Here is a 20,051-nt window from a genome sequence, read left to right as displayed (position 1 = left end):
CGCACCCGGCATACCGCCTCTCGTTCGTGGTGTGGCTGGCTCCGCGTCAGCGGTTCGCGAGGAACTTCTTGCGCGCCTGCACGCAGATGTCCGGCTGGTCGCAGAAGGCTCCGTCGATGCCGGCCTCGAAGTACGTCGTGACCTCGTCGGCCATGCGGCCGTAGGCGGCCGGGTTCGTGCCGACCCGGTAGTCGACGGGGAGGAAGGAGTTCTCGGCCCGGAACGTCCAGGCCGTGACGTCGAGCCCCACCTTGTGGGCGTCGGCGACGAGGCTCGTCGGCGTGCCGAGCGTGCCGTCGGCCTTGCGCGGGATGACGAGCGCCTTCTCCGGCCCGATGCCGTCGAGGGTCTTCGACAGCTGCTTGAGGCTCGCCGGGGTGAGCAGGTCGGCGTAGGTGCGCGGGTCACCCTGGGCGACGAGGTCGTAGGGCGCGCCGTTCTTGGTGACGAGGAAGACGAGGCTGGCCTTGTAGCCGAGCTCCTCGCGCAGGCGGATGAGGTTCGTCAGCTCGAAGCTCTGGACCCACACGGCGGCGTTGGGCCGGTTGAGGCCGAAGCCCCGCAGCGACTCCATCACGGCGACCTCGGGGTCGAAACCGTTCGCGTGCAGGTAGGTCGAGTGCTTGATCTCGGGGATGACGCCGATGGTCCGGCCGGTCTGGGCGCTGAGCTCGGCCCGCAGGGCGAGCATCTCGTCGAAGGTCGGCACCTGGAACTGGCCGTCGTAGCTCGCGCTCTCCGGGCGCAGCTGCGGCAGCCGCTCCTTGGCCCGCAGCGTCTTGAGCTCGGCGAGGGTGAAGTCCTCGACGAACCAGCCGGTCATCGACCCGCCGTCGACCGTCTTGGTGGTCTTGCGCGAGGCGAACTCGGGACGGGTCGAGACGTCGGTCGTGCCGCTGATCTCCGGCTCGTGCCGGACCACGAGGACGCCGTCCTTGGTCATCGTGAGGTCGGGCTCGATGTAGTCGGCGCCCTGCTGGACGGCGAGACGGTAGGCCGCGAGCGTGTGCTCGGGGCGGTAGCCGGACGCGCCGCGGTGGGCGTAGATCGTCGGCTCGGTGAACTTGGCACGGCCGTTCGAGGACGGGGGTGCGTCGGCCTGGGCCGGGGCGATCGTCGCGGCGGTCGTGAGGCCGAGGCCGGCGACCAGGGACAGGGAGACAAGGAGTCGTCGCATGGCGCACCAACCTCCCGGCACCCGGTGGAATCGCGCCGAAGGCGACATGGACGGCAAGTGACGGGTTCACGGCAGGTGCGCAACGGCATACGACCTGAATTTGTGAGTATGCGTCGCTCTGTATAGTCTTGCATTCGTGTCCAAGGTACTCACGTCACTGCCCGTCGGCGAGCGCGTCGGCATCGCCTTCTCCGGAGGTCTCGACACCTCCGTCGCCGTCGCGTGGATGCGCGAGCAGGGGGCGATCCCGTGCACCTACACCGCCGACCTCGGGCAGTACGACGAGCCCGAGATCGACACGGTCCCGGACCGCGCGGGTCAGTACGGCGCCGAGATCGCCCGGCTCGTCGACTGCCGCAGCGCGCTCGTCGAGGAGGGCCTGAGCGCGATCGCGTGCGGCGCGTTCCACATCCGCTCCGGCGGGCGGACCTACTTCAACACCACTCCCTTGGGCCGCGCCGTCACCGGCACCCTGCTCGTGCGGGCGATGCTCGCCGACGACGTGTCGATCTGGGGTGACGGGTCGACCTTCAAGGGCAACGACATCGAGCGGTTCTACCGGTACGGCCTGCTCGCGAACCCTGACCTGCGGATCTACAAGCCGTGGCTGGACCCGCAGTTCGTCGGCGAGCTCGGCGGTCGGCACGAAATGTCGCAGTGGCTCACCGAGCGCGACCTCCCCTACCGGGCGAGCGCCGAGAAGGCCTACTCCACCGACGCGAACATCTGGGGCGCGACGCACGAGGCCAAGACGCTCGAGCACCTCGACGAGTCGATGGAGATCGTCGAGCCGATCATGGGCGTCGCGCACTGGGACTCCTCGGTCGTCATCGAGCCCGAGGACGTCACCGTGCGGTTCGTCCACGGCCGCCCGGTCGCGATCAACGGGCAGGAGCTCGAGCCGGTGGAGCTCGTCCACCTCGCCAATACCATCGGTGGCCGGCACGGGCTCGGCATGAGCGACCAGATCGAGAACCGGATCATCGAGGCGAAGTCGCGCGGGATCTACGAGGCGCCGGGCATGGCGCTGCTGCACATCGCCTACGAGCGGCTGCTCAACGCGATCCACAACGAGGACACGATCGCGAACTACCACAACGAGGGCCGCCGACTCGGTCGGCTGCTCTACGAAGGGCGCTGGCTCGACCCGCAGGCGCTGATGATGCGTGAGTCCATCCAACGGTGGATCGCCTCCGTCGTCACCGGCGAGGTCACCCTGCGGCTGCGGCGCGGCGAGGACTACTCGATCCTCGACACCCGCGGCGAGAACTTCAGCTACCACCCCGACAAGCTGTCGATGGAGCGGGTCGAGAACGCCGCCTTCGGGCCGCTCGACCGCATCGGCCAGCTGACGATGCGCAACCTCGACATCGCCGACAGCCGTGCCAAGCTCGAGGTCTACGCCGGCCAGCCCATGGACGAGGGCCAGATCCTTGTCGAGAACGGCACGCTCTTCGGTGAGCTGCCCGCTGGTGGCTACGACCGGATCACCGCGAACCCGTCGGTTGCGGGTGAGGGCGACGAGAGTGCCCTCGACTCCGCCGCGATGGAGTTCGGCACCGACTGAGGCGTGACGCCAGAGACGCCCGAGGTCCAGGCGGACCTCAGCATTATCGGGCGACCCGATAAGGGCAGGCTCGACCCGACAAGCCTTCTCGGGTCGAGCGGGAGCGTATCGGGCGACCCGATAATGCTGAGACGGGGCGCTGGCGGAGACTGGGGCTGGGCACGCGTGCTTGTGCGCGGCATACAAATAGAATCCGGTTCGTGATCTCCAAGCGCACCCGGGCCTCGGCGGCGACCCGCCGACGGGTCGAGCGCGCCGCGGGCGACCTCGGCGCCGCCGCGGTCCAGCAGATGGAGTCGCGGCACGAGTGGTACCGCTCGCTGCCCGCCGAGGAGCGGTCCTGGGTCGGGCTCGTCGCGCAGGCCGGCATCCGCAGCTTCATCGACTGGTTCACCGGCAGCCAGGAGGGCGCGCACGTCACCGCCGACGTGTTCGGCACGGCGCCCCGCGAGCTGACCCGCTCGATCAGCCTGGCGCAGACCCTCGACCTCGTGCGCACCGTCGTCGACGTCGTCGAGCGCTCGACGAGCGACCTCGCCGCCCGCGGGGACGAGGACAAGATGCGCGAGGCGGTGCTGCGCTACAGCCGTGAGATCGCCTTCTCGGCGGCGCACGTCTACGCCCAGGCGGCCGAGGCGCGCGGTGCCTGGGACGCCCGGCTCGAGGCGCTCGTCGTCGACGCCGTCATCCGCGGCGAGGCCGACGAGTCGATGCAGTCCCGCGCCTCCGCACTCGGGTGGGGCACGACGACCGACGTCTGCGTCATCGCCGGGACGACCCCGGACTCGCCCCAGGACCGCGTCGTCGACACCCTGCGGCGCGGCGCCAAGCGGCACGACGTCGAGCTGCTCATCGCCATCCACGGTCGCCGCCTCGTGTGCATCGCCGGTGGCGTGAGCGACCCGCTCGCCACCGCGACCGACCTCGCCGCCGCGTTCGGCGAGGGACCGATCGTCGTCGGTCCCGTCGTGCCACACCTGTATGCCGCGGGGCGCAGCGCCCGTGCGGCGCTGTCCGGTCACGCGGCCGCACCGGCGTGGCCGGCCGCTCCGCGGCCGGTGCTCAGCGACGACCTGCTCGCCGAACGGGCTTTGCTCGGCGACCTGCCGGCCCGGGCCGCGCTCGTCTCGCGCATCCACGCCCCACTCTCGGCGAGCGGCGGCAGCAACCTCCTCGAGACGGCAGCGGCCTACCTCGACGGCGGGCAGGGTCTCGAGGGCACGGCACGCACCCTCTTCGTGCACCCCAACACCGTGCGCTACCGGCTGGCACGTATCGCCGACGTCACCGGCTACGACCTCACCGACCCGCACGACGCGCAGACGGTGCGACTCGCCCTGGCCTTCGCACGGGTCACCCCGGAACGTCCCGAGCGACCGCGACCCGCCGCGCCCGATCACTGACCCGCCGCCTCGCTGAGCCGCACGTTCCTGGGCCGCCCACCTCCGGCGCGGCCGCACCGCGAGGCGCGCGGACGGCATACCGGCCGTTGTAGGAAACCTACAGAATGCGCGCGAGAGAATCGTCGTCGCCGCGGGGGCCCGGAGGTCTCGGGAGGGGCGACGCTGAAGGGGTGCTCGTGATCGTGTGCCCCGGACAGGGCTCCCAGACCCCAGGCTTCCTCTCCCCTTGGCTCGAGATCCCCGGGGTGCGTGAGCGTCTCGGCTGGCTCTCCGCCGTCGCCGGGATCGACCTCGTGACGCACGGGACCGAGTCCGACGAGGAGACGATCAAGGACACGGCCGTCGCGCAGCCCCTCATCGTCGCCTCCGGCCTCGTGTCGCTGCTCGCGCTCTTCGAGCACCCGGCCGACGGCTTCCGCCTCGTCGGCGCCGGTGCCGGCCACTCCGTCGGCGAGATCACCGCGGCCGCCGCCGGAGGCGTCATCTCGGCCGAGCAGGCGATGGTCTTCGTGCGCGAGCGCGGCAACGCCATGGCCGCCGCGAGCGCCGTGCAGCCGACCGGGATGAGCGCCGTCATGGGCGGTGACCCCGACGACGTCACCGCGACGATCGAGCGCCACGGCCTCACCCCTGCGAACATCAACGGCGCGGGACAGGTCGTCGCCGCGGGAACGATGGAGCAGCTGGCCGCCCTCGCCGCCGACCCGCCGGCCAAGGCCCGGGTCATCCCGCTCAAGGTCGCCGGCGCCTTCCACACCGAGCACATGGCGCCTGCCGTCGACGTCCTCGCCGGCTACGCCCGGGCGATGTCGACGCATGACGCCCGCGTGCCGCTCGTGTCCAACCGCGACGGCGCCGTCGTGCACAGCGGCCGCGAGGTCCTCTCGCGCCTCGTGAGCCAGGTGAGCAACCCGGTCCGCTGGGACCTCACGATGGAGACGTTCCGCGAGCTCGGCGTCACCGGCATCATCGAGATCCCGCCGGCCGGCACCCTCACGGGCCTGGCCAAGCGGGCCCTCAAGGACGTCGAGCTGCTCGCGCTGAAGTCCCCGGACGACCTCGATGCCGCCCACCGCATGGTCAAGGAGCACGGCGTCGCCCGCGGCATGGCCCAGGACCCGACGTGGCGCCTCGTCATCAGCCCCGCCAAGGGGATGGTGAACTTCGCCGTGAGCGAGCCCGGCACCGCTGTCGCGGCCGGGAGCACCATCGCCACCGTCGGCACCCTGCGCGACACCTACGAGGTCGTCGCGCCCCACGGCGGTCGCGTCGTCGAATGGCTCGTCGAGGACGGCGACCCCGTCTCGCCGGGCCAGCCCATCCTCCGCCTGCACCCCGAGGAGGGCTGACATGGCCTCCGCCCCCGCCATCGCGACGACCACCGGCTCGGCGCACACCCGCATCTCCGGCATCGGCGCCTACCGCCCGCGACGGGTCGTCCCCAACTCCGAGATCGTCGAGGCGATCGACTCCTCGGACGAGTGGATCCAGGAGCGCTCCGGCATCAAGACACGCCACTTCGCCGGTGACGGCGAGAGCGTCGTCGACATGTCCGAGGCCGCGTCGCGCGACGCCCTGGCGATGGCCGGCATCGAGCCCAAGGACGTCGACGCCGTCGTCCTCGCGACGGTGTCGCACCCCTACCAGACCCCGGCCGCCGCGCCGATCGTCGCCGACCGCCTCGGCGCCGGGAACCCGGCCGCCTTCGACATCTCCGCGGCGTGCGCCGGCTACTGCCACGGCATCTCCCTCGCCCACGACATGGTCCGCGGCGGCAGCGCCCGGCACGTCCTCGTCATCGGCGTCGAACGGCTCTCCGACTTCACCAGCCCGACCGACCGCGGCACGGCGTTCATCTTCGGCGACGGCGCCGGCGCGGCCGTCGTGTCGCCGTCCGACACCCCGCAGATCGGCCCGACCGTCTGGGGCTCCGAGGGCGACAAGTGGCGCGTCATCTCGCAGAACGAGTCCTGGACCGAGATGCGCGACCAGGACCTCGGCTGGCCGACGATCGGCATGCAGGGACAGAGCGTCTTCCGCTGGGCCGTGTGGGGCATGGCCCCGGTGGCCCAGAAGGCCCTCGACGCCGCGGGCGTCACCGCCGACCAGCTCGACGCGTTCATCCCCCACCAGGCGAACATCCGCATCATCGACGCGATGTGCAAGCAGCTGCGGATGCCCGAGCACGTCGTCGTCGCCCGCGACATCGTCGACTCCGCCAACACCTCCGCCGCATCGGTGCCGCTCGCGACCGAGCGCCTGCTGCGCGAAGGTCAGGTCGGCAGTGGCGCCCTCGCGCTGCAGATCGGTTTCGGGGCCGGTCTCTCGTATGCCGCGCAGGTGGTCGTCCTCCCGTAGCCACCTTCGGGGCACTCCGGTGCGGCGGCCGCGCAACGCGCGGAACGGCATACGGGACAACTGAATTCGCACTCCCGCGGTCCACGGGTCATCAGGGCCACAGCACCACCCGTACAACCCGGTCCGCACAGGGCGGACCGACTCACACGAAGGAGCAGGACATGGCTCAGAGCGAGCAGGAGATCCTCGCGGGTCTCGCCGAGATCGTCAACGAGGAGACCGGTCTCGACCCCGAGGCCGTCCAGAGCGACAAGGCCTTCACCGACGACCTCGACATCGACTCGCTGTCGATGATGACGATCGTCGTGAACGCCGAGGAGAAGTTCGGCGTGCGCATCCCCGACGACGAGGTCAAGAACCTCCGCACCGTCGGCGACGCCGTCTCCTACATCCAGTCCAACCAGAGCTGAACCCCCTCACGACGACTGATTGCGCACAGTTCGCACGACCCCTGCGAAGTGTGCGCAATCAGTCGGATCCACACCAAGGAGCCACATGAGCAGCGACACCACCGTCGTCGTCACCGGACTCGGCGCCACCACGCCGCTCGGCGGGACGATCACCGAGACCTGGGAGGCGATCCTCGCCGGGAAGTCGGGTGCTCGCCCGCTCACGCAGGAGTGGGTGCAGGAGTACGACCTGCCCGTGACCTTCGCCGCCTCGATCCACACCTCCCCCGAAGAGGTGCTGAGCAAGGTCGAGTGCCGCCGCATGGACCCCAGCGCGCAGTACGCCATGGTCGCCTCCCGTGAGGCGTGGGCCGACGCGGGCTCGCCCGAGGTCGACCCCGAACGCTTCATGGTGGCCATCGGCACCGGCATCGGCGGCGTCCACACCCTCCTCGCGCAGTGGGACAACCTGCGGGAGAAGGGCGTCCGCCGCGTCTTCCCGCTCGCCGTCCCGATGCTCATGCCCAACACGAGCAGCGGCAACGTCTCCCTCGCGCTCGGCGCCCGCGCCGGAGCCCATACCGCCGTCTCGGCGTGCGCGTCCGGTGCCGAGTCGATGGCGCTGGCGATCGACCAGATCCGCGCCGGCCGCGCCGACATCGTCATCGCCGGTGGCACCGAGGCCGCGATCCACCCGCTGCCCTTCGCCGGCTTCGCCCAGATGCAGGCCCTCTCGACCCGCAACGACGACCCCGAGCACGCGTCGCGTCCCTACGACACCGACCGCGACGGGTTCGTCATGGGTGAGGGCGCCGGCGTCCTCGTCCTCGAGTCGCTCGAGCACGCCAAGGCCCGCGGCGCGAAGATCTACGCCGAGCTGGCCTCCGCCGGCATGAGCGCGGACGCCCACCACATCACCGCTCCCGAGCCCGAGGGCGCCGGTGCCTCCCGCGCCATGACCGAAGCCGTAGAGCGAGCAGGCCTGTCCCCCAAGGACATCGTGCACATCAACGCTCACGCGACGTCGACCCCGGTCGGCGACATCGCCGAGTCCAACGCGATCCGCCGCGCCTTCGGCGACGCCACCGACGGCATGGCCGTGACCGGCACGAAGTCGATGACCGGACACCTCCTCGGCGCGGCTGGTGCCCTCGAGGGCCTGCTCACGGTGCTCTCGGTGCACCACCGCATCGCCCCCGCGACGATCAACATCGAGAACTTCGACCCGCAGATCACCCTCGACGTCGTGCGCGGCGAGCACCGCAAACTCCCCGACGGCGACATCGCGGCACTCAACAACTCCTTCGGCTTCGGCGGGCACAACGTCGCCCTCACGGTGAAGAGCATCTGATGGCGGCGCACCAGCCCAACGCGGCGTCGGCTGAGGCCTCGGCCGCCACGAAGCCCAAGCCGGACCGCGCCACCGACCCGCGCAACCCGCGGCTGCGCCTCATCGAGTTCTTCGACGACGACACCCTCGAGCTCATCACGCCCGAGGACGACAGCGGCATGCTCGCCGGTGTCGGCACGGTCCAGGGCACGCCCGTCGTCGCGTTCTGCTCGGACGCGACGATCATGGGTGGAGCGATGGGTGTCGCCGGCTGCAAGGTCATCCTCGCGGCCTACGAACGGGCGCTGGCCGACGGCGTCCCCGTCGTCGGCATCTGGCACTCGGGCGGCGCGCGGCTGCCCGAGGGTGTCGTCAGCCTGCACGCGGTCGGCGAGGTCTTCGCGATCATGACCCGCGCGTCGGGCAAGATCCCGCAGATCTCGGTCGTCGTAGGGGCGGCTGCTGGTGGCGCCGCCTACGGTCCGGCGCTCACCGACATCGTCGTCCTCGGCCCGGAGGGACGGATCTTCGTCACCGGCCCGGACGTCGTTCGCTCGGTCACCGGTGAGGCCGTCGACGCCCTCCGACTCGGCGGCCCCGAGCCGCATGGGCGCCGCAGTGGCGTGGTCCACGTCGTCACCGAGACGACGGAGCAGGCCTACGAGCGCGGCCGCCAGCTGTGCTCACTGCTCGCGGACCAGGGCACGCTCGATGTCGGCGCCGTCGAGGACATCGACCTCGCCGAGACGTTCCCGGAGTCGGCCAAGCGCGCCTACGACGTGCACCCCGTCGTCGACAACGTCCTCGACGCCGGCGCCGACTCGGTTGAGCTGCACCCGCGCTGGGCACCGAACATCGTCACCCAGCTCGGCCGCTTCGGCGGCCGCACCGTCGGGGTCATCGCGAACAACCCGATGCGCCTTGGCGGCTGCCTCGACTCCCCCTCGGCGGAGAAGGCCGCGCGGTTCGTGCGCATGTGCGACGCATTCGGCATCCCGCTCATCGTCCTCGTCGACGTGCCGGGCTACCTGCCGGGCGTCGGGCAGGAGTGGGACGGTGTCGTCCGCCGCGGCGCGAAGCTGCTGCACGCCTTCGCCGAGGCCACCGTCCCGCGGGTGACGCTCGTGACCCGCAAGACCTACGGCGGCGCCTACATCGCGATGAACTCGCGCTCGCTCGGCGCCACCCGCGTCTTCGCGTGGCCGACCGCGCACGTCGCCGTCATGGGCTCGGTCGCGGCCATCCGGATCCTGCACCGCCGCCGCCTCGCCGAGGTCGACGACGCCGAGCGCGCGGCCGTCGAACAGCAGCTCGCCGACGAGCACGACCGCCTGTCCGGCGGCCTGCCTCGCGCCGTCGAGATCGGGGTGGTCGACGAGATCGTCGAGCCGACCGCGACCCGCTCGGCCCTGGCCAGGGCGATCGCCGAGGCCCCCCAGCGTCGCGGCGAGCACGGCAACATCCCGCTCTAGTTGTGTTTTGCTCCTGGGGAGCAAATGGCAAGGGTCCGGACGGAAACTTTCCGTCCGGACCCTTGCACTTGCCTCCGGAAGGCGAGCGGGCGGCATACGAAGGCCCGCTCCCCCTGTACCGGAGCGGGCCTTCGTGGGTGCCGATGTCGTATGCCGGTCAGCCCACCTTGTGCAGCCAGCGCACCGGCGCGCCGTCCCCGGCGTAGCGGAACGGCTCGAGCTCGTTGTCCCAGTCGGTGCCGAGCACCTCGCCGAGCATGTCCTCGATCGCCTCGGAGCTGCCCTGCGCGAGGAGCAGGATCTCCTTGAGCCGCTCCTCGCCGACGACGACGTCGCCGCTGACCGACGTCGTCGAGTGGTGGATGCCCAGGCTCGGCGTGTGCGACCAGCGCGAGCCGTCGCTGCCGGCGCTCGGGTCCTCGGTGACCTCGTAGCGCAGGCCCTGCCATCCGCGCAGCGTCGAGGCGAGACGGGCACCGGTGCCCTGCTCGCCGATCCACGCGTACTCCCCGCGCATGTGGCCGGGCGCCGCGGGCTGGGCGGTCCAGTCGATGCTCACACGCGAGCCCAGCGCGGACTCCAGAGCCCACGCGATGTGCGGGCACAGCGCGGCCGGGGCCGAGTGGATGAACACCACTCCCCGGGTCGACACACGTCGCGTCGCGACAGACATCCTGGCCTCCTTCACGTGCAAGGGACGTCTTCCCCAACGCCGTCGCACGTGGTCCGTTCGGAGGCTCGGTCTGTATGCCGGCCAGCTCGCTTTGTGAGGACGCCTCGCCGTTCGTGGCGGGGCGGCGCTGTTTGTTCGTCTCACGAGTGAACTCGCGAACCGTGAGGCTCATCATGCCGCATGCGTCCCACGAACACCACGCGCGACACGACACCGCGTCCGCCCTGTCAAGGCGACGCGTTCAATTGGGTGACTTTTTCACGTGACCGGAGGACAAGGAGGTCGCGGCGGTGGGGCGGGTCGGGCTTGAACCGACGACCGACGGATTATGAGTCCGCTGCTCTGACCGACTGAGCTACCGCCCCGGGGCCCACCCACGCGCGGGCGAGCGAGCCGGGAGGCGAGCCTACCCGCGCGCGGTGCGCAGACGGCATACGGACCACACCGCTGACTCGCGACTTATTGCACGCAGTTCGCATAGAGCATGCGAACTGCGCGCAATAAGTCGTCGGAGGAGGGGCCCCGAGCACGTTGCGAAACGGTGTCGGCTGGCTGGAGTTTGCCGTGATCGCCGCCACAGCCCGGTAGGTTGCCGCTCATGACTGAGCCCCTGGTCGTCCTCAAGGACGTGAACAAGCACTTCGGCGACCTGCACGTCCTGCGCGACATCGACCTCGAGATCGGCAAGGGTGAGGTCGTCGTCGTCATCGGGCCGTCGGGCTCCGGCAAGTCCACGCTGTGCCGCGCGATCAACCGGCTCGAGACGATCGAGTCCGGCACGATCACCATTGACGGCAAGCCGCTGCCGCAGGAGGGCAAGGAGCTCGCCCAGCTGCGCGCCGACGTCGGCATGGTCTTCCAGAGCTTCAACCTCTTCGCGCACAAGACGATCCTCGACAACGTCACCCTCGGCCCGATCAAGGTCCGCAAGGAGAAGAAGGCCGCCGCGGAGAAGCGCGCCATGGAGCTGCTCGAGCGCGTCGGGGTCCAGCAGCAGGCGCAGAAGTACCCCGCGCAGCTCTCCGGTGGCCAGCAGCAGCGCGTCGCCATCGCCCGATCGCTCGCGATGAACCCCAAGGTCATGCTCTTCGACGAGCCGACCTCGGCCCTCGACCCCGAGATGATCAACGAGGTCCTCGACGTCATGGTCGGGCTCGCGCGCGACGGCATGACGATGGTCGTCGTCACCCACGAGATGGGCTTCGCGCGCAAGGCCGCGAACCGCGTCGTCTTCATGGCAGACGGACAGATCGTCGAGCAGGACACCCCCGAGGAGTTCTTCACCAACGCCAAGAGCGAGCGCGCCAAGGACTTCCTCGGCAAGATCCTCACCCACTGACACCACCGAGCCCAGCCACTCCAGGAGGAAAAATGAAGGTTCGCCAGTTCAGCGCGATCGCCGCAGCGTCGGTGCTCGCCCTCGGTCTCACCGCATGCGGTGACAGCGCCTCGGACGGCGGGGGCGACAGCGCCTCCGGCGGCGGCGGTGACAGCTCCGGCCTCAAGATCGGCATCAAGTTCGACCAGCCGGGACTCGGGCTCAAGGAGGGCAACGACTACACCGGCCTCGACGTCGATGTGGCGAAGTACGTCGCGAAGGAGCTCGGCACCGAGGAGGGCGACATCCAGTGGGTGCAGGCCCCGTCGGCCCAGCGCGAGACGCTCATCTCCACCGGTCAGGTCGACATGATCTTCGCGACCTACTCCATCACCGACAAGCGCAAGGCGACGGTGTCCTTCGCGGGTCCCTACTTCATCGCCGGCCAGGACCTCCTCGTCCGCGCCGACGACAGCTCGATCACCGGGCCCGACTCGCTCAACGGCAAGAAGCTCTGCTCTGTGACCGGCTCGACGTCGGCCGAGAACGTCAAGAAGGAGGTCCCGGGCGTCCAGCTGCAGGAGTTCGGCACCTACTCCGAGTGCGTCGCGGCCCTCGTCTCCGGCGGCATCGACGCGCTGACGACGGACAACACGATCCTCGCCGGCTACGCCGCCCAGGACCAGTACAAGGGGAAGCTCAAGGTCGTCGGCAACACCTTCTCGGAGGAGCGCTACGGCGTCGGCATCAAGAAGGGCGACACCGCACTCTGCGAGAAGATCAACACCGCCCTGACCAAGATGGTCGACTCCGGCGACTGGCAGAAGGCCGTCGACGACAACCTCGGACCGGCCGGCTTCAAGGTGGACACCTCGAAGAACCCGCCGAAGTTCGACACCTGCCCCTGAGTCCGTCCCATCGTTCGGTATGCCGTCCGCCCGCCGGGGCGGGCGGCATACCGCGCGATCCACTCCCGTGAGGAAGAGGTCCACCGCGCATGGGTGACATCTTCAGCAACTACGACGTCCTCGGGGCGTTCTGGTGGACGATCAAGCTGTCGTTCTTCGGAGGGCTCGGAGCGCTCGTCCTCGGGACGATCGCCGCGATCATGCGCGTCTCGCCCGTGGCGGTGATGCGCTTCATCGGCTCGGCCTACGTCAACATCTTCCGCAACACCCCGCTCACCCTGCTCATGGTGCTGAGCGTCCTCGGCGTGACCTACATCCTCGGTGTCACCCTCGCCGACGACATCAACCAGAACGCGCTCCGGTGGGCCATGGTGGTGCTCGCCGTCTACCACGGGGCGTTCGTCTGCGAGGCGCTGCGCTCCGGCGTCAACACGGTGCCCGCCGGGCAGGCCGAGGCGGCGCGGGCGGTGGGGCTGACCTTCGGGCAGAGCATGCGCGAGGTGATCCTGCCCCAGGCATTCCGAGGCTCGATCGCGCCCCTGGGCTCGGTCCTCATCGCGCTCATCAAGAACACGACGGTCGCCGCGGTCATCGTCCAGGCCGAAGCAGCCGGGTTGATGCAGCGGATCATCGAGTTCGAAGGCGGGTCGTTCCTCATCTTCGCGATCTTCGCGCTCGGCTTCGTCGTCCTGACCATGCCGCTCGGCATCCTCTTCACGAGCATGTCCCGTCGACTGGCGGTGAAGCGATGAGCACCCAGTCGGTCCTCTTCGATGCGCCCGGCCCCCGCGCCCGCCGCCGGCACGCCATCCTCACCGTCGTCGGCGTCGCGCTGCTCGGCATCCTGCTCTGGGTCGTGCTGCGCAAGATGCAGTCCGCCGGCCAGCTCAACCCCGCCCTGTGGGAGCCGTTCCTGACCGACCGGTCGGTGTGGCGCGACTACCTGCTCAAGGGCCTGTGGGCCACGATCAAGGCCGCCCTCATCTCGATCGTGCTCGCGGGAGCGTTCGGCCTGTTGTTCGGCATCGGGCGGCTCTCGCAGATCGCACCGATCCGCTGGTTCTGCGGCGTCGTCGTCGAGTTCTTCCGCGCCGTGCCGGTGCTGCTCATGATGATCTTTGCCTACTTCGGCATCTACACGCGCACGGACCTCTTCTCGGCGTCGACGGCACCGCTCGCGGCGGTCGTCACCGGGCTGACGCTCTACAACGGCTCGGTCATCGCCGAGTTGGTCCGGTCGGGCGTCTTCGCGCTCCCCAAGGGCCAAGGTGAGGCGGGGCTCTCCGTGGGGCTCACCCCGAGTCAGGTGCTGCGCTCCGTGCAGCTGCCGCAGGCGTTGACGGCGATGCTGCCGGCGCTCATCGGCCAGTTCGTCGTCATCCTCAAGGACTCCGCCCTCGGCTACCAGGTGACCTACCCCGAGCTGCTGACGTGGTCCAAGACGCTCGGCTCGGCGTTCTCCAACACGGTCCCGGCCTACATCGTCGCGGCGATTCTCTTCATCCTCATGAACTACGCCCTGACGAAGATCGCCACGGTGGTCCAGCGTCGGCTGTCGCGGCGTGGCCGTGCCGTCATCGCGACGCCCGGGCAGGTCGCGGAGACCGTGCAGCAGGAGTCCACGATGGCCGGCGAGGACGGCGTCCAGACCGACGCCACGAAGACCGGCATGCGCTGACCGACGCTGAGGACTTTCACGTCGAAGGGCCCGTGCCCAGAGGAAAGACACAGGAAAGGTTGGAAGGATGAGCAACGGGCAGGCAATCAGCGTGACGCAACACAACTGTCCGGAAGGCCCTACGAGGGCTCAACGCACCACGAGGTCCGCAGAACCGCGAGATGACATGCGCCTACTGCGGGAGTCCTGAGACCGAACCCCACCAGGGGATCGCAGACAACAAGGAGTGACATGGGGATCACCCGCAAGACCATGAGCGTTTTCACGCTCGGCGCAGTCGACTTCCGCTCGGACAAGGAGCGGACGGCGGCGTACACGAAGGCCACGAAGAAGCAGGCCAAGAAGCAGACGAAGCTGATGAAGAAGGCCCTGAAGGGCTGAGCTTCGAGGAAACGCAACAAGCCCCGTGACCGTGAGGTCCGGGGCTGATTGCTGTCCAACCAGCTCAGCGGCGCGGACGCATTGTGCATCGCTAGCCCCCATCTCGGTCGCGACCTCAAGGGCGACAAGGTCCGACCTCGCGCAGCACCTCGGAGAGGGGCAGTCACAACCTCATGGGTAACGGAATGGGTGACTCACCCAAGAATCAGAATGCCCCTGCCAGCCTTGGGGGCGGATTCCAGTGGTCGTCGCAACACGTGGTGTGTCGCTGATGGTACGGGCCCAGCGCCGAAGCACTGGGCCCGTGCTCGTGTCAGAGCAGTGAGGCGATGTGGGCGAGGGTGCCGGACTCGAAGAGGATGAAGACACCGAGGCCGATGAACACGACGGGGACGAGCCAGTGCTCGACCTTCTCGAGGGCTTCGGTGACCTTCTCGTTGGTGCCGATCGCGCGCGCGAGGAGGCACCAGGCGGCGAGCAGGACGAGGAACACGGCGATCGTGATCAGGGTGTCGGCGGTCGACATGGTGCGGAACACCGGTGTGTAGATCGCGATGTTGTCGCCGCCGTTGGCGATCGTGATGCCGGCGACGCCGAGGAGCCCGACTGCCTTGAGCGCGGACTCGGCCTCGTCGTCGTCTCCCTTGCCGCGCAGGGTGCGCGCGAGGGCCAGGACGCCGATCGCGAGCGGAATCAGGCCGAGCAGGCCGACCCAATCGTCCGGGACGATCGTCAGGCCCAGGGCGGCGAGGAAGCTGACCGCGATCAGGGTGATGAGCCCGAGGTACTGCCCGGCCACGATCTGCCAGCCGCGCAGTTGTGAGGTCCCGCGTGCGGCGACGGCGAACAGGACGGTCAGGACCACGATGTCGTCGATGTTGGTCGCGACGAACAGCCCGGCCGCGGCCGCGATCGTGCTCAGCATGCCGAGTCCTGCCCGTCCACGCCGTAGGTCGGGCACAGGGCGACGGCGCTACCGGTGGCGGCCAGCAGCGTCTCCGCGGCACTGAGCAGGTCCAGCAGCTCAGGGCGCGCCAGGGAGTAAAAGACCCTCCGCCCCTCCATGCGCCCAGAGACCAGCCCACAGTCCTTGAGGCAGGCCACGTGCGAAGACACCGTCGACTGCGCCAGACCGAGGTCGCGCGTCAACTCCGCTACCCGCGCCTCACCCGAGGCGAGTCGACGCACGATCGCCAGCCGCGCGGGGTCACTGAGCGAGCGGAACAGCGCGACGGCCGGTTCGAGATCTCGCGTGGTGGCTACAGACTTCTCAGACTCGATGATCGACACGCACCGATAATAACCGATGCGTGTCGATCATTTGACGCCGAGGAGCTCGTGCAGGCGCTGGGCGGGCGTCTGCCAGCTCAGTGTCTTGCGAGGTCGGGTGTTGAGCTGGTCGGCGACGGCGTCGAGGTGTGCGCGGTCGTAGCGCCGAAGGTCGGTGCCCTTGGGGAAGTACTGGCGCAGGAGGCCGTTGGTGTTCTCGTTCGAGCCGCGTTGCCATGGTGAGGCGGGGTCGCAGAAGTAAACCGGGATGTCGGTGGCGAGGGTGAACTCGTGGTGGCGGCCCATCTCCGAGCCTTGGTCCCAGGTGATGGGACCGACGCAGCTCGACCGGCAGCGTCGTCATCGTCTGCACGAGCGCGTCGCGGAAGGTGGCGGCGGACCGGTCCCCGGGCAGGTGCACGAGCAGGAGGAACCGGGACGTGCGCTCGACGAGGGTCCCGATCGCGGACTGCTGGTCCTTGCCGATGATGAGATCACCCTCCCAGTGCCCGGCAACGGACCGGTCGGCGACCTCGAGCGGGCGCTCGGAGATCATGACCATCGGGTGGGAGTAGCGCGGCTGACGCTGCTGGGCCATGCGGCGGGGTTTGCGACGAGCGCGCCCGGTGCGCAGCGCGGTCACGAGCTCGCGCCGCAGCCCGCCGCGTGGCTGGACGTAGATCGCCTGGTAGATCGTCTCTGTGCTCACGTTCATCTCCGCCCGGCCGGGGAAGCGGGACCGGAGCATGACGGCGATCTGTTCCGGACTCCACCGCAGGTCCAGATGCTCTTGGACGAAGTCTCGTAGGGGCGGGTGCGAGGCGATCTTCGCCGGCTTGGGGCGCGGCCGGCGGCCCTCCGCGCGCAGCTGAGCAGCATGAGGACGGTACTGCCCGTTCGTCGGGTGCCGGTTGCGCGCGACCTCGCGACTGATCGTGGACACCGACCGGCCGAGCTCGGCGGCGATCGCCCGCAACGATCTCCCCTCGCGCAGCAGGTCCGCGATCACGAGCCGGTCCGACAGCGACAAGAACCTGCCCGACGACGGCGAGAAGGCCCGCGCGACCCCCACCCAATGTGGTGGTCGCGCGGGCCTTTTCCCTGCTGGCGAACCATTGCGCCACCGCTTCCCGGTGCGTCGGTTGATCCCGACGATCCTGCACGCCTCGCGACTGCTCACGCCCTGCGCCATGAGCAGGAAGTATGCCTCGCGCTCTCGCTCGAGCTTCTTCCTACCCTGCGGCGCGCGTAGCGGCCGGATCTCGAAGTCCATCGCATCCCCGAACGTCGGGTGTTGCGACGACCGCTAGAACTCAAGGGGGCTGGTCAGTTGCGATTCTCGCTCCCCCGGTTGGACTCGAACCAACAACCTGCCGATTAACAGTCGGCTGCTCTGCCAATTGAGCTACAGGGGAATGGCGTTCGGCGGCACCCGGGACGGGCGCCTGCGTCAGCGCGCTGCGCAACCTTAGCAAAGGGTGCGGCCCCCGACGAAAACGGCCGAGCCGGGCGCCGAACCGTCCGCCGAGCCGGTCCCGAAGGCCCGCCACGGAGCTCGTCGCGACCGCCGCCGCGACCTCAGTCCAGCCCGACCTGCTCGCGGATCCTCGCGAGTGCCGCGGACGTCTGCTCGCGCACGCCCGGATCGGCCGCGCGCACCCCACGGCCGAGGATCGTCTGCCCGAGCAACGCGCCCGTCGCGAGGTCCTTGCGCACAACCACCCGAGCCCGCCGCTTCGCCCCGAGGTCGACCTCGTCGGCGAGGACGACCGACGCCTGCACCCGCTCGCGGAACACCTGAGGGAAGGTCCCGAAGTCCTCGAGCACCCACCGCTGCGCCGGCGCCCTGTCGACCCACGTCACCGTGAGCGTCCGACTCTCGTCGTCCCACGACCCGCCGTCGACCATGTGCCACGGCCGGTCGAGGACCACGGAACTGTCGCGGACGGCATACAGGCGCGTCTTCGTCGCGATGACGTATGCCGTGGAGCGCGCGTCCTGCGCGCAGGCGAGCACCTCGCGCGCGCGGTCACCGAGGGCCGACGCCACCTCGGGCGGCACGACGGCACCGCGGCGGGCGCGTCCTCCCCACTTCACGAGGTGAGCCGATCGCGCAGGCGGGCCCGGTTCATCTCGAGCTCGATGAGCTGTCGGGAGCGGTCACGGATGGCCTCCTGGTCGGGCTCGGGTGAGTTCTGCAGGCGCCGCAGCGCCGCGGTCTGGTCGGCGATCTGGCGGGTGATCGCGGCGTCGTGCACGCCGATGACGAGGGAGTCGAGGTAGCGCTGCGGCGGCAGGCCGGTCGACTCGTCGACCCGCGTCGGCAACGGCGCCACCGACAGCTCGGCAAGCATGCCGCGCACGGCGAGCGGCGCCGCCTCGGACACCGCCGCCGCCCAGGCTGCCGTCGACAGCTCGCCGGCGCGGCCCGCGACCGTGCGCACGCCGTCGAAGATCGCGGCGTGCGCCGGCGCGGTGAACGCTCTGGGCGGCACGGCGTCGATCGTCTCGGTGGCGAACCGGGTCGGGTACTGCAGCAGGGCCTGCAGCAGCTGGCGCTCGGTCATGACCATGGGGTCGCGCAGATCCGGCAGCGGCAACGCGGACGCCGCCTCCGCCATCCCCGGCTCGGGCACGTCGTCCGTGGACGCGGGTGACCGGCCACCCGCCCCAGCTGGGCCACCCGGCCCACTCGAACCCGGACGCGCCGGGACCCCCTCGGCCGCCTCCCGAGCGCGGATCCGCCCGGCGCGCGACACCTCCGAGCGCACCTGGTCGACCTCGACGCCGAGCATGCCGGACACCGTCCGCATGTACTCGGGCCGCAGCGAGGTGTCCCGGATCGACCCGACGATCGGGGCCACCGCACGCATCGCCTGGACGCGTCCCTCGGCGGTGTCAAGGTCGAAGCGCGCGATCGTCGTGCGCACCGCGAACTCGAACATCGGCACCGCGTCCTCGACGAGCGCCCGTACCGCCGCGTCGCCGCGGGCGAGGCGCAGGTCGCAGGGGTCCATGCCGTCGGCGGCGACGGCGACGAACGACTGCGACGCCCACCGCTGGTCCTCACCGAACGCCTTCATCGCGGCCTTCTGCCCGGCCGTGTCACCGTCGAAGGTGAAGACGACCCGCGCCGGCGCACCGGAAGTCTCGTCGCGCATGATCCGGCGCAACACCTTGATGTGGTCGACGCCGAAGGCCGTCCCGCACGTCGCGACCGCCCCGTCGACGCCGGAGAGCTGCGCCGCCATGACGTCGGTGTAGCCCTCGACGACGACGGCTTGCCGGTCGTGGGAGATCGACTTCTTGGCCCGGTCCAGCCCGTAGAGGATCGTCGACTTCTTGTAGATCGGCGTCTCGGAGGTGTTGAGGAACTTCGCCTCGATCCGGTCGTCCTCGAACATGCGGCGGGCGCCGAACCCCACGGTCGACCCGGTGATGTCGCGGATCGGCCACATCAGCCTGCCGCGGAACCGGTCGTACAGCCCCCGGCTCCCCCGCCCGGACAGCCCGGCCGTGACCATCTCGTCCTCGGTGAAGCCTTTCTCGCGCAGGTGCCGCGTCAGCTCCTCACCACCGCGCGGCGCGAACCCGATGCCGTAGTCCTCGGCGACGGTCCGGTTGAACCCGCGCTCGCGCAGGTAGTCCCGCCCCGGCCGCGCGTCCGGCCGGTCGACGAGCACCGTCGCATAGAACTCCTCGGCCACCCGGTGCGCCTCGATGAGCCGAGAGCGCCGGCCGAGACCGCCCTCCTCGCGTCGCCCGCCGCCCTCCTCGTAGCGCAGCTCCATGCCGATCTTCGCGGCGAGCCGCTCGACGGACTCGGCGAAGGTGAGGTGCTCGACCTTCTGCACGAAGGAGATGACGTCGCCACCCTCACCGCAGCCGAAGCAGTGGTAAGCGCCGACGGCCGGCCGCACCGTGAACGACGGCGTCTTCTCGTCGTGGAACGGGCAGAGCCCCTTGAGCGACCCGACCCCCGCCGGTCGCAGCGTGACGTGCTCGCGCACGACGTCCTCGATGGAGGAGCGCTCCTTGACGGTCTGGATGTCGTCCGCGTTGATCCGACCGGCCACGCGCGCTCCTCCCGTCCTCGTGTGCTCACGTCCGAGGCTTCAGTATGCCGTC

General features: G+C 70.0%; 18 protein-coding genes, 2 tRNA genes and 1 pseudogene. 12 read left to right on the top strand and 9 right to left on the bottom strand.

Annotation, left to right across the window (positions count from 1 at the left end):
- Positions 1-46 precede the first annotated feature (46 nt).
- Positions 47-1,177 carry a glycerophosphodiester phosphodiesterase gene (locus BCF74_RS00780; RefSeq protein WP_106296048.1) on the bottom strand — a complete coding sequence of 377 codons (1,131 nt, stop codon included), beginning with the start codon at positions 1,175-1,177 and terminating at the stop codon, positions 47-49.
- Positions 1,178-1,313: 136 nt separating this feature from the next.
- Here BCF74_RS00780 and argG point away from each other — a divergent pair, with 136 nt between their 5' ends.
- From argG to BCF74_RS00745, 7 genes are all read left to right on the top strand, one after another.
- Entirely contained in the window at positions 1,314-2,744 is a 1,431-nt protein-coding gene (gene argG / locus BCF74_RS00775) for an argininosuccinate synthase (protein WP_106296047.1), read from the top strand.
- Positions 2,745-2,944: 200 nt separating this feature from the next.
- The gene (locus tag BCF74_RS00770) at positions 2,945-4,147 is read left to right on the top strand and encodes a PucR family transcriptional regulator (protein WP_342747523.1); all 1,203 of its coding nucleotides are present in this window, start codon (positions 2,945-2,947) and stop codon (positions 4,145-4,147) included.
- Between the two features lie 170 nt (positions 4,148-4,317).
- Positions 4,318-5,496: an acyltransferase domain-containing protein gene (locus tag BCF74_RS00765; RefSeq protein WP_106296045.1), complete on the top strand. Its 1,179-nt coding sequence runs from the start codon at positions 4,318-4,320 to the stop codon at positions 5,494-5,496.
- Position 5,497: 1 nt separating this feature from the next.
- The gene (locus tag BCF74_RS00760) at positions 5,498-6,505 is read left to right on the top strand and encodes a beta-ketoacyl-ACP synthase III (RefSeq protein ID WP_106296044.1); all 1,008 of its coding nucleotides are present in this window, start codon (positions 5,498-5,500) and stop codon (positions 6,503-6,505) included.
- 161 nt (positions 6,506-6,666) lie between these two features.
- Positions 6,667-6,915, top strand: coding sequence for an acyl carrier protein (locus BCF74_RS00755; RefSeq protein ID WP_106296043.1), 249 nt, complete (start codon positions 6,667-6,669; stop codon positions 6,913-6,915).
- 85 nt (positions 6,916-7,000) lie between these two features.
- Entirely contained in the window at positions 7,001-8,245 is a 1,245-nt protein-coding gene (gene fabF / locus BCF74_RS00750) for a beta-ketoacyl-ACP synthase II (RefSeq protein WP_106296042.1), read from the top strand.
- Positions 8,245-9,696 (top strand): acyl-CoA carboxylase subunit beta, encoded by a 1,452-nt coding sequence (locus tag BCF74_RS00745; RefSeq protein ID WP_106296041.1) that lies wholly within the window; start codon positions 8,245-8,247, stop codon positions 9,694-9,696. Before fabF ends, BCF74_RS00745 begins: the two co-directional genes overlap by 1 nt.
- Positions 9,697-9,853: 157 nt before the next feature.
- Here BCF74_RS00745 and BCF74_RS00740 read toward each other — a convergent pair whose 3' ends face one another.
- Both BCF74_RS00740 and BCF74_RS00735 read right to left on the bottom strand, forming a co-directional pair.
- Positions 9,854-10,369: a DUF3145 domain-containing protein gene (locus tag BCF74_RS00740; RefSeq protein WP_106296040.1), complete on the bottom strand. Its 516-nt coding sequence runs from the start codon at positions 10,367-10,369 to the stop codon at positions 9,854-9,856.
- A gap of 291 nt (positions 10,370-10,660) precedes the next feature.
- Positions 10,661-10,734, bottom strand: a tRNA-Ile gene (locus tag BCF74_RS00735).
- A gap of 233 nt (positions 10,735-10,967) precedes the next feature.
- Between BCF74_RS00735 and BCF74_RS00730 the strand changes: the two genes are divergently transcribed.
- The 5 genes from BCF74_RS00730 (at position 10,968) to BCF74_RS17210 (ending at position 14,654) form a co-directional block, all read left to right on the top strand.
- Complete coding sequence (locus BCF74_RS00730) at positions 10,968-11,708, top strand: amino acid ABC transporter ATP-binding protein (protein WP_106296039.1); 741 nt, start codon at positions 10,968-10,970, stop codon at positions 11,706-11,708.
- Between the two features lie 32 nt (positions 11,709-11,740).
- Positions 11,741-12,595, top strand: a complete 855-nt coding sequence (locus tag BCF74_RS00725) for a glutamate ABC transporter substrate-binding protein (protein WP_106296038.1) — start codon at positions 11,741-11,743, stop codon at positions 12,593-12,595.
- 89 nt (positions 12,596-12,684) lie between these two features.
- Positions 12,685-13,347: an amino acid ABC transporter permease gene (locus tag BCF74_RS00720; protein ID WP_106296037.1), complete on the top strand. Its 663-nt coding sequence runs from the start codon at positions 12,685-12,687 to the stop codon at positions 13,345-13,347.
- Entirely contained in the window at positions 13,344-14,273 is a 930-nt protein-coding gene (locus tag BCF74_RS00715; protein ID WP_106296036.1) for an amino acid ABC transporter permease, read from the top strand. The genes BCF74_RS00720 and BCF74_RS00715 overlap by 4 nt, the downstream gene beginning before the upstream one ends.
- A gap of 231 nt (positions 14,274-14,504) precedes the next feature.
- Positions 14,505-14,654 carry a hypothetical protein gene (locus BCF74_RS17210; RefSeq protein ID WP_170070085.1) on the top strand — a complete coding sequence of 50 codons (150 nt, stop codon included), beginning with the start codon at positions 14,505-14,507 and terminating at the stop codon, positions 14,652-14,654.
- 313 nt (positions 14,655-14,967) lie between these two features.
- Here the strand turns inward: BCF74_RS17210 and BCF74_RS00710 are convergent, their stop codons facing one another.
- The 6 genes and pseudogenes from BCF74_RS00710 to dnaG all read right to left on the bottom strand — a co-directional run bounded on the left by BCF74_RS00710 (position 14,968) and on the right by dnaG (position 19,999).
- On the bottom strand, positions 14,968-15,579 hold the full coding sequence (locus tag BCF74_RS00710) for a cadmium resistance transporter (protein ID WP_106296035.1): 612 nt from the start codon (positions 15,577-15,579) through the stop codon (positions 14,968-14,970).
- Positions 15,573-15,938, bottom strand: a complete 366-nt coding sequence (locus BCF74_RS00705) for an ArsR/SmtB family transcription factor (RefSeq protein WP_106296142.1) — start codon at positions 15,936-15,938, stop codon at positions 15,573-15,575. The genes BCF74_RS00710 and BCF74_RS00705 overlap by 7 nt, the downstream gene beginning before the upstream one ends.
- A 33-nt stretch (positions 15,939-15,971) precedes the next feature.
- A pseudogene (locus tag BCF74_RS00700) lies at positions 15,972-17,103 on the bottom strand (IS30 family transposase).
- 162 nt (positions 17,104-17,265) lie between these two features.
- A tRNA-Asn gene (locus BCF74_RS00695) sits at positions 17,266-17,338 on the bottom strand.
- 163 nt (positions 17,339-17,501) lie between these two features.
- Positions 17,502-18,020: a hypothetical protein gene (locus BCF74_RS00690; protein WP_106296034.1), complete on the bottom strand. Its 519-nt coding sequence runs from the start codon at positions 18,018-18,020 to the stop codon at positions 17,502-17,504.
- Complete coding sequence (gene dnaG, locus BCF74_RS00685; protein WP_106296033.1) at positions 18,017-19,999, bottom strand: DNA primase; 1,983 nt, start codon at positions 19,997-19,999, stop codon at positions 18,017-18,019. Before dnaG ends, BCF74_RS00690 begins: the two co-directional genes overlap by 4 nt.
- Positions 20,000-20,051 lie beyond the last annotated feature (52 nt).

This window comes from Knoellia remsis, assembly GCF_003002895.1.
In the GTDB taxonomy this organism is placed as follows: domain Bacteria; phylum Actinomycetota; class Actinomycetes; order Actinomycetales; family Dermatophilaceae; genus Knoellia; species Knoellia remsis.
The sequence above is the reverse complement of the archived record's forward strand: the minus strand, read 5'-3'. Positions and strand labels throughout refer to the sequence as shown.